Origin of the sequence: Dyadobacter fanqingshengii (assembly GCF_023822005.2) — a bacterium.
Taxonomy (GTDB): domain Bacteria; phylum Bacteroidota; class Bacteroidia; order Cytophagales; family Spirosomataceae; genus Dyadobacter; species Dyadobacter fanqingshengii.
The window spans coordinates 1,910,792-1,923,614 of the sequence record NZ_CP098806.1 but is presented as its reverse complement, the minus strand read 5'-3'; the positions used below and the strand labels follow the sequence as shown (position 1 = coordinate 1,923,614).

Sequence of the window (12,823 nt, the reverse complement as noted above, 5' to 3'; positions counted from 1 at the left end):
CATCCGTGGGGTGCGGCCATAGCTTTGTATTAAAAAAACAAGCTATGGAAAATTTAAAAAGCATCCTTTTTGAGCAAAATAAACTGCACGGAGGTCGTGCCTTGAACAACCGGCTCGTGGTTGCCCCGCTTACCAGAAAAAGCGCCACGGCAGAAGGCGTTCCCACACCGGAAATGGCCCAGTACTATGGCGCATTTGCAGAAGGCGGCTTTGGAATGATCATCTCAGAAGGCACGTATACCGACGAATTATTCAGCCAGTCGGACCTGAACCAGCCTGGCATTACCAATGAAGCGCAGATGCTGGGTTGGAAAAATGTTACGGAAAAAGTCCATCGTTACGATACAATTTTCATTAATCAGCTGATGCACGCAGGTGCGCTGGGGCAGTTGCGGGAGGAGAACATTGCGCCGTCCGCTGTGCAACCCGTAGGCGAGCGATCCACAGAATTGGGCGGTTCAACAGGGCCGTATCCGCTGCCTCAGGCCATGGACTACTCAGATTTCGAGGCCGTTAAAAATGGTTATGTGCGTGCGGCAACGTTGTCCCGCGAGGCAGGTTTTGACGGCATTGAGATCCACGCGGCGAATGGTTATCTGTTTGATCAATTCGTCACGGAGCATACCAATATCCGGACGGATCATTATGGCGGCAATGTGCGCAACCGGCTGCGGTTTTTGATGGAAGTTTACCAGGCAATCCGTGATGCATTGCCAGCAGATTTTATAATCGGCATCCGGTTATCCGAAAGCAAAGTAAATGATCTCAAATACAGGTGGCCCGGCGGCTCGAAAACCGCAACAGAAATATTTGAAGTTTTAAGCGAAATCCAGCCGCATTACTTTCACATTGCCTCCGAAGGCGGTTCTTGGAAAAGGGAAAGCCTCTATGCCGACGGATTGTCATCAACCGGAATTGCAAAAAAACTGACGCAAATTCCGATCATTGCCAACGGAGGGCTGCATGACATTGAACTGGCCGAATCGCTGATTGCGAGCGATCAAGCCGATTTAATTTCTATCGGCCGCGCCGCGATAGCCAATCCCGACTGGCCAAACCGCATTCGCAAAGGACAGGACACCATTCCTTTTTTCAAAGATCTGATCAAACCGAGCTTAACCTTAAAGCATACCGAGCGGGTTTTGAACCAATATATGCAGCAAACCGCGCCAGGGCTTTCGGCATGAGGATTAACGCAGGAAAACTGATCCGGTTGGAAGCAGTTCAGCTGCGGAAAACGACTGCTTATAACTGTTCTCGATTTTAGCAAGTTCCTTCGTTCTTTTCTGCGCTTTCAGGCTTTGGGCTAAGCCAATGCCAGACCAGCCGTTACCGGGATTCCACATGAGATCTTCTCTGTAAACTTTCTCCGCGACGGCTGGTTTATTCATTTTCAGCAAGTATGCGCCCAAAAACTGACGTGCTGGAATCGGCCAATCGTTCGGCTCGGTGTAGATCAGGCCGTCCTCAATCTCAATCGCTTTGTTGAGACTGGCGATAGTCTTATCATATTTTTTGTCATCAAAAGCGATCGCGGCTGTTAAGATTTCTCCGGCAATGTTTGCGATTGGTGTAAATGAATTAAAGGGAACGCGTCTCTTGGTCAGGATCGGGTCTTTGGCTTTTTCCAAAAGTGAGTTTAGTTCTGCTTTTGCCTTGTCGCCAGCGCCGGTATTTAGATAGGCTATTCCTCTTGCGAAATTGCGGAGCAGAACGGCATAGGTCCATTTTGTGTCTAATTTCGTGGTGTCATTCAATATTTCGTCCCATTTTCCCAGCCTGACCAAAGTCAATTCGGGCAGCATGAAAAGATATTGATCGTACGGATTTTCATAAGTCGGCGCCACCGTTTTTCTCAGTCGGTTCGCGGCATGCATGCCCGTTTTGTACAAGCCTGCACTCATGGCGCAATACGTCTGAACAGCAAAATAATGTGGGCTGTGCTTCACAAGGCTCAGGTTTTTAGCCAGAGAATCATATGTGAGCAAGGCCGCATCGGCCCGGTCATTCACATCCACGCCTTTCAGAAAAAGGCCATTTCGCTCGTATTCGTGACTGGACATATGCACCATATGCGCAACTCCGGGCAGCTGATCCCGTAATTTATCTGCATTAGGAAGCGCCACTTCCGGGTGCCGCGACGCTTCCGTTAAGTGGATGTGATAATGCAAAGCCGCCGGATGGTTCGGGTTTTCCTTCAAAACCGTTTCACAGAGCGTTACCACTTCATTCGTCCATGCTTTTGGTGTGCCATCATTATTCCAAAAATCCCACGCGTGAATGAGCATGGTTGCATCTACAAACAGCATTTTAATATCCTGATCCTCAGGGAACTGATTGATTAGCTCCCGCGTCTTGGCGACATACGTAATGTTAAGCGCCTTCCTGTCAGCGTCGGACGCGTCCTCGGAATAACGCTGGTTCATAACAGCGATCAGCGCTTGTTCTTTTTTATCTGCTGTGCCCGCAAACGCATTCATTTGCTTTAAAACGGCCGGGATATTTTCCGGCTTTTTATACAAATGGGCTGCATTGTAATAAGGTCCCATAGCCAATGCTTGTCCCCAGTAAGCCATCGCACATTCCGGTTCCAGGCGTGCCGCTTCCTGAAAAGATGCCAGCGATTCCTTCATATGATAACTATAATACATGCTCAGCCCCTGATTAAAATAAAACTGGACGCTGTCATTTTTGGTTGAGATCGGATAGGCATAATTTCCCCAGCCCGGCATGGCCGCAATGAATTTTCCGTCTGCTGCTGCCCGCACATTCAAATCGGGAACAGAGCCGCATAGGGCAATGCTGTTTGGTTCAAGGTTTTTTGTGTTAAAAAGATCAAGTGCGTTAAACCGCAGCAGGAGAGCGGCAATAACGATGACTGGAATCAACAGAAAAGAAAGGAATATGTTTTTCATTTAAAATGGAGAATGGGCTGGGACGGATCATTTAAATATAGAGCGTTTATTTCTTTTTTGATAATCAGGAAGGCATTTTGTGGTTGTTTGCACAGGCCGGAGCCGGAACTAGGATAAATTATTTCTTTGCAAGATCAGGCCGGCCAAATACTTCATTCTCCGGCCTGGTTTCTATCCACCACACTTTTTCGAGTTTCGGGTCATAGTAGCGGGCTAGCCTGCCTTTGAACAAAACCACTCGCCTAATCTCGTTTTTAGCCGGTTTAATGTTGCTTCCCACACCAAACACCTGCCTGAATCCGTCCAGAAAATAGGCGTCTTTGTCTAAAACCGAAATGTCAAATGCCGACAGATCCTTTATTTCAACATTGCCGGCTAACAAATGTGCTGGCGGGGCATCCTTATACAACGGGAATGTGAGATATTTCAGCTTCGCAAATGTGTGGTCACCTCCCCATTCTTTTGAAACTCTTGTATCGCTCAACAGAAACGGAGAGGACCTGAAAGCTTCATTAACTTCTTCATAAGTCGCCTTTTGGCCGTCCAGGTAGAGTTCGGTAACGCCTTCATAACCAACCAGTTCTTTGCTCCTGTCGAAATAACCGTTTTTGAATCTCGTAAGGACATTTTTTGGAAACGGGTGATATTTTTTAAAATCTGCTATCAGTTGAATTTCAGCACGATAAGTTGGCAAAAGACTGGTCAAATACTTCTTAACATTCTTATTAACCTGTTCTGATTCAGCTGTCTTAGGAAATTGTTGATGGTTCGGTGCATAGTAGAAACCTCTGACTGTCGAATCTTTTCTGGCAGATAAGAAACGCACGGAAACGCGTCCATAACCTGAATTGAAATCGCCTGCATGAAATTCGCTGACGAAATCGCGGTAATCCGGATGAAGGAGTTTGAGTGAATAAAGAAGCCTTCCGTTACCAGGGGCTGCGTTTAAATCGCTGTAATAATAACCGTCCCGATCTGTGCGTAAGGTTTTGACAACACTTCCTTTGGTGACCAGCTCTATCTGCGCATCCACAATTGGCTTTCTGGTTGCCGCGTCCAGGATAATCCCGGCGCAATAGCCGTAGCTGTCGTTCAGTTGCGCCAGATATGGCTGAGGTTTGCCGCCACCGTGCAGCACGAAAGGATTACCACTGATCATTTGCTGGCGATCCGGATCCGGCCGGAATGCAACGAGCATTGTGATGATCAATGGCGCCAGGAATAGAAATCGGGCTAGATAAATTTTCGGTGTCCTGGCCTTATTCATCATTATGATCCGTTGTTTCAGCGACGCGAAATTGAATTGGTTAGTCAGCCGATACTCGGGCACGCCGGTGACTTTCAGCAACAGATACTGATATTTTTTAATGTCGATATCATGCCTTAAAACCTGGTCGTCCGCAATGTATTCGAGGTTTTGCCGGATAGAATACCGGATCAGCCACGCAAACGGATTGTACCAGTTCAGAATGCAAAGGATCTCCGCCCAAATGTTGTCAAAAGTGTGTTTTTGCTGGACATGAACGTATTCGTGCAGGATAATTTTTTCCAGATCATCTTCGGAATGCAAGGTTGGATTGATAAAAACCGCCTTGCCAAATGAAAACGGAACGATCTCACGATCAACATGATATAGCATGATTCCATCGTCAGAAACAAGCTGCGCTTCCCTCTTTATACGGGCGTAAAAGTAGAAATTAAGGCAAAGCCGACCCGTCATCACAATGATCCCAAGCACAAACAGGATCAGGAGCCAATCAACTGGTTCTTCCGGCGCCGGTGAGCTGGCCAGCGCGGCTTCATCATATACCTGGCGTAAGAAGTGGTTGAGCCGTGGGACGCTATCGTCGATTCGCTGATAAGTCAATTTTCCCTCCGGCATAAGCCTGCTGACATCAATAAACGGAATAAAAAATGCCAGCATAGAATAGAGCAGCAGATACCAGCGGTTCCAGGTGTAAAACGTGAGCTTCCGCAGCACTACAAAATAGAAAACGTAAGCAACTGCCAGTCCGACGGACAGTTTGATGAGATAATCAGGCAATTCGGTCATCGCGGTGTTTGTTTAAAACCGACTATTTTTTACCTTCTATTAATCCAATGATCTCTTTTAAATCCTCCGTCGAAATCTTATTTTTCTTGACAAAAAAGCTCACCAGTTCCTTGTAAGAATCCTCGAAATAATCCTTGACAACGTTGCCCATAAACCGCTGTTTGTAAGCTTCTTCCGTAATCGCAGGCGCGTATTGATACGCATTTCCGATCAGGCGGCTCTGCAAATAGCCTTTCTTTTCCAGGTTTTTAACCGTCGAGGCGAGTGTGGTGTAAGGTGGCACGGCGCCGGTAAGGGCTGCCATAAAAGATTTGACGCTCCCTTCACCCGTTTTCCAGATCGCCTGCATGGCGTCCTCTTCCTGCTGCGTTAGTTTTTCCATATCTACGATGTTTTCGTAAATCTACGAATATGTCGTAGTAAATTCAAAGTCTTCCCTAATATTTTATATTTACCCCGATTATATCAAATTAACCCTTGATGGAAAAAGAGAATACTTTGTTTGGCGTGAAGGAAATTGCGAGAAGGGCCAATGTATCCACTGCCACCGTAGACCGCGTGCTGCACAACCGGACGGGGGTTTCGGAAAAGACGAAGAAGCGGATCAATGATATCATAAAGGAGCTGGATTATCAGCCCAACATTCTGGCGAGCAGGCTTGCATCTAAAAAAATTATTACGCTTGCCATTCTGATCCCCGAGGTTTCGGAGGAGACCGATTTCTGGGAAGCGCCATTGAACGGTGTTCGCAAGGCCGAGGCGGAAATCAAGCAATATGGCATTCAGACACTTATCTTTTTCTTCGACCTCAATAATAAAGATTCGTACGTTCAGAAAGCACGCGAAATCCTGGAACTGGATGTTCATGGCATTTTAATAGCGCCATCATTCGTGACAGAAACACAGGAATTTGCGAAGGAATGTAATCAGCGCAAAATTCCGTTCGTCTTCATTGACTCTGATATTCCCGAACTGAAAAGCCTTTCTTACATTGGCCCGCACTTGTATAAAAGCGGCTATGTAGGAGCGAAGCTGCTCACTTACAGGCTGCAACCGGACAAGAAAGTGCTGATTATCAACATTTCGAAGGAAATTGATAATTTCAATTATGAGGCCATTGAGGAAGGTTTCAGAGCTTATTTCTCCGACAACCAAAATCCAAACGAGATCGTCCGTATTGACATTCATGAGACTGATTACCAGTCTGTTGCACGCCACCTTACTTACGTTTTTCACCTTAATAAGGATATTGGCGCTGCATTTGTAACCAATTCACGCGTGAACACAGTCGCTTCTTTTCTCAAAAACAGCCATCGCACGGAAGTTTCGCTGATCGGGTATGATTTTGTGAAGGACAACGTGAAATATCTCGAAAACAATGTGATCGATTTCCTGATCTGTCACCGGCCCGAAGACCAGGCTTACCGCGGCATTATGGCGCTGTACCAAACCTTGGTCATGAATTCCAGCGTATCCAAATTAAGTTACATGCCTATTGACATTGTAACAAAAGAAAATTACGAATTCTATCAAAATTAGATGTGAATTGAAAGCCTTGGATATGCTTTCACGACTTTATTCCTTAGGAGAATAGCATTGTTCAATATTTCTTTTTTATATTTACGGGCACGTGCCCGTTACTTATTTTAATGTATATGAGGCCGTAATCCGAAACCTACAAAACACGGGAATTTTGAAAGACTCTATCCTGAAATGGCTGCGCTCGCTCGGGCCCGGAATGATCACTGCCGCGTTGGTCTTCGGGCCCAGTAAAATGACTATTACGTCCAAGTTGGGGGCGGTTTATGGCTATTCGCTCCTCTGGGTTGTAGTCGCGGCGATCCTCTTTATGGCCGTTTTTACAGCCATGTCTACGCGGATCGGGATTGCTACAAATGTGTCACTGCTTTCGTCGGTGAGGCAGAAGTGGGGGAAACCGGCTTCTGTTGCCATGGGAATTGGTGTTTTTCTTGTGAGCACATCATTTCAGGCGGGTAATTCCATTGGGGTAGGCATTTCAATCGGAGAACTTTATCATACTTCGCCTGTTCCCTGGATCATATTCTTCAATGTTGTCGGGATCAGCCTGCTATTTTTCCGGAGCTTTTATTCAGTGTTGGAAAAGACAATGATCTTCCTCATTTTCGTCATGTTATTCTGTTTTGTAACAACATTCTTTTGGGCAAAACCGGATGCTTCCCAGATTTTCAAGGGCTTCACAACACCGGTTATCCCGGAAGGTTCGCAAGGACTGATCATCGCATTTGTCGCTTCCTGCTTCTCGATTGTCGGTGCGCTTTATCAATGTTACCTCATTCAAGAGCGCATCCGCGTCAGGCCCGAGGTTAGGAATGGCAGGAATGACAGCACAACGGGGATCATTGTGCTTGGTGTCATGTGTGCGATTGTGATCATTTGTGCCGCCGCCATTCTCAATCCGAAAGGCATCGCTGTCAATTCTGCAACGGACATGGCCAAGGCGTTGGAGCCGCTTTTTGGGAACAACGCATCCACGCTTTTCCTGGTGGGATTGTTTGGTGCGGCATTTTCATCATTGATCGGCAATGCTTCCGTTGGCGGGACCTTGCTGGGTGATGCGCTGGGATTAGGAAGTAATTTCAGTGCAAAATCGGTGCGTTATCTGGTCGCGCTGGTCATGATTTTTGGTGCTGCGATTGCTGTCGCATTTGGAAAATTACCCTTGGAACTGATCGTTTTCGCGCAAAGCGTTACCATTTTCGTTGTCCCGTTCATTGGAACAGCCATTTATATGGTCGGTAATGATAAGCAGATCATGGGTGATCGGGTAAACAGCCCGCTTGTAAAAGTGGTTGCTGGCCTGGGCCTGGTCATCATTTTTTCGCTGGCGATCATTAATAGTAAAGAATTATTTTTCAACAATCCGCTTTTTAAATAATGACTGATTTCGAACTTTTGGAGGAAAAATGGCTGAGTCCATCCGATGTCCTGATTGAGGATATGAAACAGATAAACGGCGATATTCTGATCCTGGGAGCAGGCGGCAAGATCGGGCCGAGCATTGCGAAACTCGCAAAGCAAGCCATCGACCGTGCCGGGCTCGATAAGCGCGTCATTGGCGTTTCCCGGTTCAGCGATGAAGGATTGGCTGACGAGCTGAATGCGGCTGGTATTGAAACCATTGCAGCTAACATTTTGAATGATGCAGAGTTACAGGCTTTGCCGGAAGTTGAGAATGTTCTTTATCTGGCTGGAACCAAATTTGGCACGTCCAACAATGAGCCTTACACCTGGGCAATGAACACGTACTTGCCAGGACGGGTTGCCGAGAAATTCAAGAATTCCAAAATAGTCGTTTATTCCACGGGCAATGTGTATCCGTTTACAACGGTTGCTTCGGGCGGCGCTACCGAGGAGCTGCGGGCCGATCCGGTGGGCGAATATGGCCAGTCCTGCCTGGGTAGGGAGCGGCTGTTCCAATATTTCTCGTCGGTTCATGGTACGCCGCTGTTGATTTACAGGTTAAATTATGCCATTGATTTCAAATATGGCGTTTTGCTGGAAGTGGCAAAATCTGTTCTTGCGGGCAAACCTGTGGACTTGCGCACGGGCCACGTGAATGTGATATGGCAGGGTGATGCCAACGAAATGGCCATTCGCTCGCTGCTGCATTGCGAATCTCCATCGAAAATTTTGAACATTACAGGCCCGGAAACGGTTTCGCTTCGCTGGCTGGCCGCCGAGTTTGGACGTATATTCAATACCGAACCGCAGTTCGTGAATGAAGAGCAGCCGACTGCATTACTAAGCAATGCCGCGGAATCTTTCCGGCTATTTGGCTACCCGCGTACGACGTTGAAACAAATGATCGGAATTACTGCGCAATGGTTGCAGGAAGGAGGAAAGACGATTAATAAACCCACTCATTTCCAGGAGCGTAAGGGGCAGTTTTAATGGAGTTGGAATAAAAATCAAGAAGAAATGCTTAACATAGAAACCAGAAAACTGTTGTTTGACGGCACAGTAATTCCGGCGCATCCGCTGGCTTTGCGACAGGATTTGCAACTCGACGAGCCCAGACAGCGCGGGTTAACCAGATATTATATGGCGAGTCGGGCAGGAGGCGTGGCCATAGGCGTGCATACTACGCAATTCGAGATCCGCGACCCGGAAGTGAATTTGTATGAAACCGTGCTGCGGATCGCGGCTGAGGAAATTGAGCGGGCTGGTTTGGACAGACCTTTTATCAAAGTGGCAGGCATTGTAGGGCTTACGGACCAGGCGGTTATAGAGGCGAACATTGCTTTGAAATACGGCTATGACCTGGGTCTGGTCAGCATGGCAGCATTCAAAAATCAATCAGAGGCGGACATAATCGCGCACATTAAAACCATTGCTGAAATCATTCCGGTGTTTGGATTTTACCTGCAAGCGGCGATTGGTGGAAGGGTTTACTCTTATGATTTCTGGCAGCAGTTTGCCGAAATCCCAAATGTGCTTGCGATTAAAATTGCCGCTTTTAACCGCTATCAGACACTGGATGTGGTTCGGGCGGTTTGCAACAGTTCACGCGTCAATGACATTGCACTTTACACAGGCAACGACGACAACATTGTAGCCGATCTGATCACGCCTTACCGGTTTGAGGTCAATGGTGCAATCTTAGAAAAAACATTTGTCGGGGGCTTGCTGGGACATTGGGCCGTGTGGACGGAAACGGCTGTAAAAGTGCTGGCGGCGGCAAAGGATTTTGTCCAAAACAACCACGCAAATGCCTCTGGCATTCTACGCATGAACATTGAAGTAACGGATATGAATGCAGCCATTTTTGATCCGGCGCATAACTTTCACGGCTGCATTACGGGCGTTCATGAAGTGCTGAAACGGCAGGGATTAATGGCAGGGATCTGGACATTGAACCCGAACGAAACGCTTTCCCCCGGGCAGGCAGAGGAGATTACCCGCGTGACGCAAGCTTATCCGCATTTAGTTGATAATGAATTTGTTACAGCATTTTTAAAGCAACAGGTTAAAGCGGTTTAAGATAGTTCTTCAAACCATTTTTTGAAAACAGGCACACGCTCTTTGCTGATCAGAATCTGGTTTGCCGACGAGGGGGAAGTGCGGACGAGCAGCCTGCCGTTGAAATACAATTCGATTTCAGAAATACATTCCCTTGATATGATAAATTGACGGTTTGCCCGGAAAAAATTCGTGGTATCGAGCTGGTTTTCAAGTTCTTCGAGCGATTTGTCCACTACAAAATTCTTATCGTCGTGCAAAGTGGCGACCACGACGCCGTTTTTAATGGTTAACCATGCAAAATCTGAATCCTTCAATGGGATCAGCTTGTCGCGATAAGGCACCAGGAAGCTTCTGCGCGGACTTTTGCGGTTCAGGATCTGGGTGTGCATCAGCTCTTCCAGGTATTTCACTTTGCTGATCGCATTCTCCTCGTTAAGCTGATAATATTTTTCGAGACTGAATTGCAATGATTCCTGGCGGATGGGTTTCAGTAGATAATCAATGCTGTTGAGCTTGAAAGCGCGCATGGCGTATTCGTCGTGCGCGGTGGTGAAGACGACTGGGCAGCCGATGGAAATTTGTTCGAAAATCTGAAAGCAAGTGCCGTCGCCCAGCTGCACGTCCAGGAAAATCAGGTCGGGGACGGGGTTGCCGCTTAACCATTCAACCGCCGTTTCCACACTTTCCAGCACATTCAGGATTTCGGTTTTAGGGTCAATTTTTTGAATCAATTGCGTCAAATACTGGCCCGCCGGCTGCTCGTCTTCAATGATAAGGATTTTGGTCATGGAGCTTCAATCAAAGGGACTTTTACTGTAAAATGTTGCTCATCTTCTAGCAATAATGGTTTCTGGCCCGTCTGGATCTTGTATCGCTTGTCCAGGTTTTGCAGGCCTATACCCGTTCCGGGCGAGTTTTTCTTGTTGACGGAATTGGACACGGTGATTTGTTTTTCCTGCTCGTTCAGCCGAAGTTCGATCATCAGTATCTGATTGGAAGTGATCACATTGTGCTTGATCGCGTTCTCAATGAGTATTTGCAGGGACAGCGGAATGATGTACCAATTCCGGGCCGTTTCAATATCATGAAAACAGAACGCCAGCTTTCCCCCGAACCTCGCTTTATAAAGATCCAGGTAAGCGCGGGCAGCGTCCAGCTCGTCTTTGAGCAGGATCAGACTCTGGTTCTGAACTTTCAGGTTGTATCGCAGAATGTCCGAAAGGTCCAGCACAATGCGTTGCGCCAGGTCGGGATTGGTGGCGATTGAAATGTTTAGGATATTTAATGCATTGAACAAAAAGTGCGGGTTCAACTGGTTTTGCAATGCTTCCAGCTGCGCTTTGAGCTGCTCCCTTTTAAGCTGTTCATTTTCAAGTCCTATCTGGTGATTTTCCTGTGTCGTGAGCAAAAAATTCCGGAAGCCCAGAATGGCTAGCAATAGCAGAATATGATATAAATAATACACCACCCTGAAAATCAGCATATCCGAATTATCTGTGTCCAGCGCCAGTTTAAGCTGAAAAAGAATTTCGTTGATTCCCATAAAAAGCACGAACAGCAACAAAATTTGCACCCAGGTTTTCTGGCTGTTGAACCAGCTTGGAATGTTGTAGGTGTTTTGCAGGCAGACGTAGACGAATATCCACGAAAATTCGAAGCTGATAATGAACTGGATGCAAATGTCCAGCACACCCGAGCCAATATTGTCTTGGTCAAATAATGAAGTCCAGACAAAAATGAGACGCGGAATGGTGGCAAACAAGCTAAGTATGAAACAGAGACGCCAACCTAATGACATCCCGTTCCGATAATTCAAGTCGGGGTTCATGCCAGGCTTGTCAGGAATTTGCTATTTCTTGAAGTTTTTCCTGATGTGGAGTTCTTTTTTTGGATTAATGTCGCCACAGACTCAATAAGACCTATTTCTGCCTGCGTCCATTCCCTGTTGTTTAAAGTATCGTCCAGCCCGATGAAGCCTGTCCAGCCCACATTGCCCTGCACGGGAACCGCCAGCATGGATTGGGCATCCTGCTGACTAAACCACTGGATTTCTGCACCGGTCATGTTCGCAGAAGGTTCTAAAACCGGTTTTTTCGCATCAAATAATGCATTCCAACGGTTGAAGCCCGGAATTTTAATGGTCTTTCCTGTGTGTTTGACAGGCACGCCGGGCGCAGTGATCTCTATTTTTAAAGTCAGGTCCTGCGCATCTCCGGTTGCAGGCTGGTTTTTGATATACAAATAAATCCTGCTGAGGTCCATCACTTCCAGCAATAAGGAGAAAGCATTGGACAGTGAATTGGCCGCAAGCTCGTCTTCACATCGCGCCAGGACTTTTTTATAAAGCGATTCGTGGTTTTGATTATGCTGGGCAATCTTTTTCCGGGCGTTGTTTTTCCATTTTGCAAGGGTATTTTCCAGCGCGGGGATCCAGCCCAGTTTATTGGAACAATTGATATAATAACTCGTTTCTGTCACCGCAAGCACTCTTTCTGCCGTCACAGGGCAGTGTCCCTCCGTCATCACCAGGCATGGAAGCTGGCTCCCGAGCACATTGGCCAGATCGGTGATCTTGCCATCGGGAAGCAGGCAGTTGGAAATCAGTAAGTCGTACTTGGATTCATAAAATGCCTCAATGGCTGATTGTTTGGAAGCTACCTGCCGGATGCTGAACTTATAACCAGCATAGCCGAGAGAATCTTCGAGTAGTGCGAGATATTCTTTCTGAATGGCAACGATAAGGAGGTTTAGGGGTTTCATTGGGATAAACGTTTATTAGTTATTAAGAGAGTATATGCTGCTTCAATTAGGACGCTTCCGCTATTGGAAATGCGTCAGGATTTTATACCGA

At 46.9% G+C, this 12,823-nt stretch carries 11 protein-coding genes; 5 read left to right on the top strand and 6 right to left on the bottom strand.

Annotated features, from left to right (window positions below; genetic code table 11):
* The first annotated feature begins 44 nt into the window (after positions 1-44).
* Positions 45-1,187: an oxidoreductase gene (locus tag NFI81_RS07815; protein ID WP_234613076.1), complete on the top strand. Its 1,143-nt coding sequence runs from the start codon at positions 45-47 to the stop codon at positions 1,185-1,187.
* Positions 1,188-1,190: 3 nt separating this feature from the next.
* Here the strand turns inward: NFI81_RS07815 and NFI81_RS07810 are convergent, their stop codons facing one another.
* The 3 genes from NFI81_RS07810 to NFI81_RS07800 all read right to left on the bottom strand — a co-directional run bounded on the left by NFI81_RS07810 (position 1,191) and on the right by NFI81_RS07800 (position 5,350).
* On the bottom strand, positions 1,191-2,915 hold the full coding sequence (locus tag NFI81_RS07810; protein ID WP_234613077.1) for a tetratricopeptide repeat protein: 1,725 nt from the start codon (positions 2,913-2,915) through the stop codon (positions 1,191-1,193).
* A 118-nt stretch (positions 2,916-3,033) separates the two neighbouring features.
* The gene (locus NFI81_RS07805) at positions 3,034-4,968 is read right to left on the bottom strand and encodes a M56 family metallopeptidase (RefSeq protein WP_234613078.1); all 1,935 of its coding nucleotides are present in this window, start codon (positions 4,966-4,968) and stop codon (positions 3,034-3,036) included.
* A 22-nt stretch (positions 4,969-4,990) separates the two neighbouring features.
* On the bottom strand, positions 4,991-5,350 hold the full coding sequence (locus tag NFI81_RS07800; RefSeq protein WP_234613079.1) for a BlaI/MecI/CopY family transcriptional regulator: 360 nt from the start codon (positions 5,348-5,350) through the stop codon (positions 4,991-4,993).
* 98 nt (positions 5,351-5,448) lie between these two features.
* Between NFI81_RS07800 and NFI81_RS07795 the strand changes: the two genes are divergently transcribed.
* From NFI81_RS07795 to NFI81_RS07780, 4 genes are all read left to right on the top strand, one after another.
* The gene (locus NFI81_RS07795) at positions 5,449-6,507 is read left to right on the top strand and encodes a LacI family DNA-binding transcriptional regulator (protein WP_234613080.1); all 1,059 of its coding nucleotides are present in this window, start codon (positions 5,449-5,451) and stop codon (positions 6,505-6,507) included.
* Positions 6,508-6,661: 154 nt separating this feature from the next.
* A complete protein-coding gene (locus NFI81_RS07790) occupies positions 6,662-7,885 on the top strand; it encodes an Nramp family divalent metal transporter (RefSeq protein ID WP_234613081.1) in 1,224 nt (407 codons plus the stop codon).
* A complete protein-coding gene (locus NFI81_RS07785) occupies positions 7,885-8,901 on the top strand; it encodes an NAD-dependent epimerase/dehydratase family protein (RefSeq protein WP_234613082.1) in 1,017 nt (338 codons plus the stop codon). The genes NFI81_RS07790 and NFI81_RS07785 overlap by 1 nt, the downstream gene beginning before the upstream one ends.
* A 27-nt stretch (positions 8,902-8,928) precedes the next feature.
* The gene (locus NFI81_RS07780) at positions 8,929-9,990 is read left to right on the top strand and encodes a dihydrodipicolinate synthase family protein (protein WP_234613083.1); all 1,062 of its coding nucleotides are present in this window, start codon (positions 8,929-8,931) and stop codon (positions 9,988-9,990) included.
* Here the strand turns inward: NFI81_RS07780 and NFI81_RS07775 are convergent.
* From NFI81_RS07775 to NFI81_RS07765, 3 genes are read right to left on the bottom strand one after another with little or no spacing between them, the layout of a single operon-like run.
* Positions 9,987-10,760: a LytR/AlgR family response regulator transcription factor gene (locus NFI81_RS07775; RefSeq protein ID WP_234613084.1), complete on the bottom strand. Its 774-nt coding sequence runs from the start codon at positions 10,758-10,760 to the stop codon at positions 9,987-9,989. The two genes, NFI81_RS07780 and NFI81_RS07775, sit on opposite strands and share 4 nt — an antisense overlap.
* Complete coding sequence (locus NFI81_RS07770; RefSeq protein WP_234613085.1) at positions 10,757-11,800, bottom strand: sensor histidine kinase; 1,044 nt, start codon at positions 11,798-11,800, stop codon at positions 10,757-10,759. Before NFI81_RS07770 ends, NFI81_RS07775 begins: the two co-directional genes overlap by 4 nt.
* Positions 11,797-12,732 carry an ANTAR domain-containing protein gene (locus tag NFI81_RS07765; protein WP_234613086.1) on the bottom strand — a complete coding sequence of 312 codons (936 nt, stop codon included), beginning with the start codon at positions 12,730-12,732 and terminating at the stop codon, positions 11,797-11,799. Before NFI81_RS07765 ends, NFI81_RS07770 begins: the two co-directional genes overlap by 4 nt.
* Between the last annotated feature and the right edge of the window lie 91 nt (positions 12,733-12,823).

What these genes read in the sequence shown, in the direction of transcription:
- NFI81_RS07815 (WP_234613076.1), top strand. Translation starts at nt 45, where the DNA reads ATGGAAAATTTAAAAAGCATCCTTTTTGAGCAAAATAAACTGCACGGA.
- NFI81_RS07810 (WP_234613077.1), bottom strand. Translation starts at nt 2,915, where the DNA reads ATGAAAAACATATTCCTTTCTTTTCTGTTGATTCCAGTCATCGTTATT.
- NFI81_RS07805 (WP_234613078.1), bottom strand. Translation starts at nt 4,968, where the DNA reads ATGACCGAATTGCCTGATTATCTCATCAAACTGTCCGTCGGACTGGCA.
- NFI81_RS07800 (WP_234613079.1), bottom strand. Translation starts at nt 5,350, where the DNA reads ATGGAAAAACTAACGCAGCAGGAAGAGGACGCCATGCAGGCGATCTGG.
- NFI81_RS07795 (WP_234613080.1), top strand. Translation starts at nt 5,449, where the DNA reads ATGGAAAAAGAGAATACTTTGTTTGGCGTGAAGGAAATTGCGAGAAGG.
- NFI81_RS07785 (WP_234613082.1), top strand. Translation starts at nt 7,885, where the DNA reads ATGACTGATTTCGAACTTTTGGAGGAAAAATGGCTGAGTCCATCCGAT.
- NFI81_RS07780 (WP_234613083.1), top strand. Translation starts at nt 8,929, where the DNA reads ATGCTTAACATAGAAACCAGAAAACTGTTGTTTGACGGCACAGTAATT.
- NFI81_RS07775 (WP_234613084.1), bottom strand. Translation starts at nt 10,760, where the DNA reads ATGACCAAAATCCTTATCATTGAAGACGAGCAGCCGGCGGGCCAGTAT.
- NFI81_RS07770 (WP_234613085.1), bottom strand. Translation starts at nt 11,800, where the DNA reads ATGAACCCCGACTTGAATTATCGGAACGGGATGTCATTAGGTTGGCGT.
- NFI81_RS07765 (WP_234613086.1), bottom strand. Translation starts at nt 12,732, where the DNA reads ATGAAACCCCTAAACCTCCTTATCGTTGCCATTCAGAAAGAATATCTC.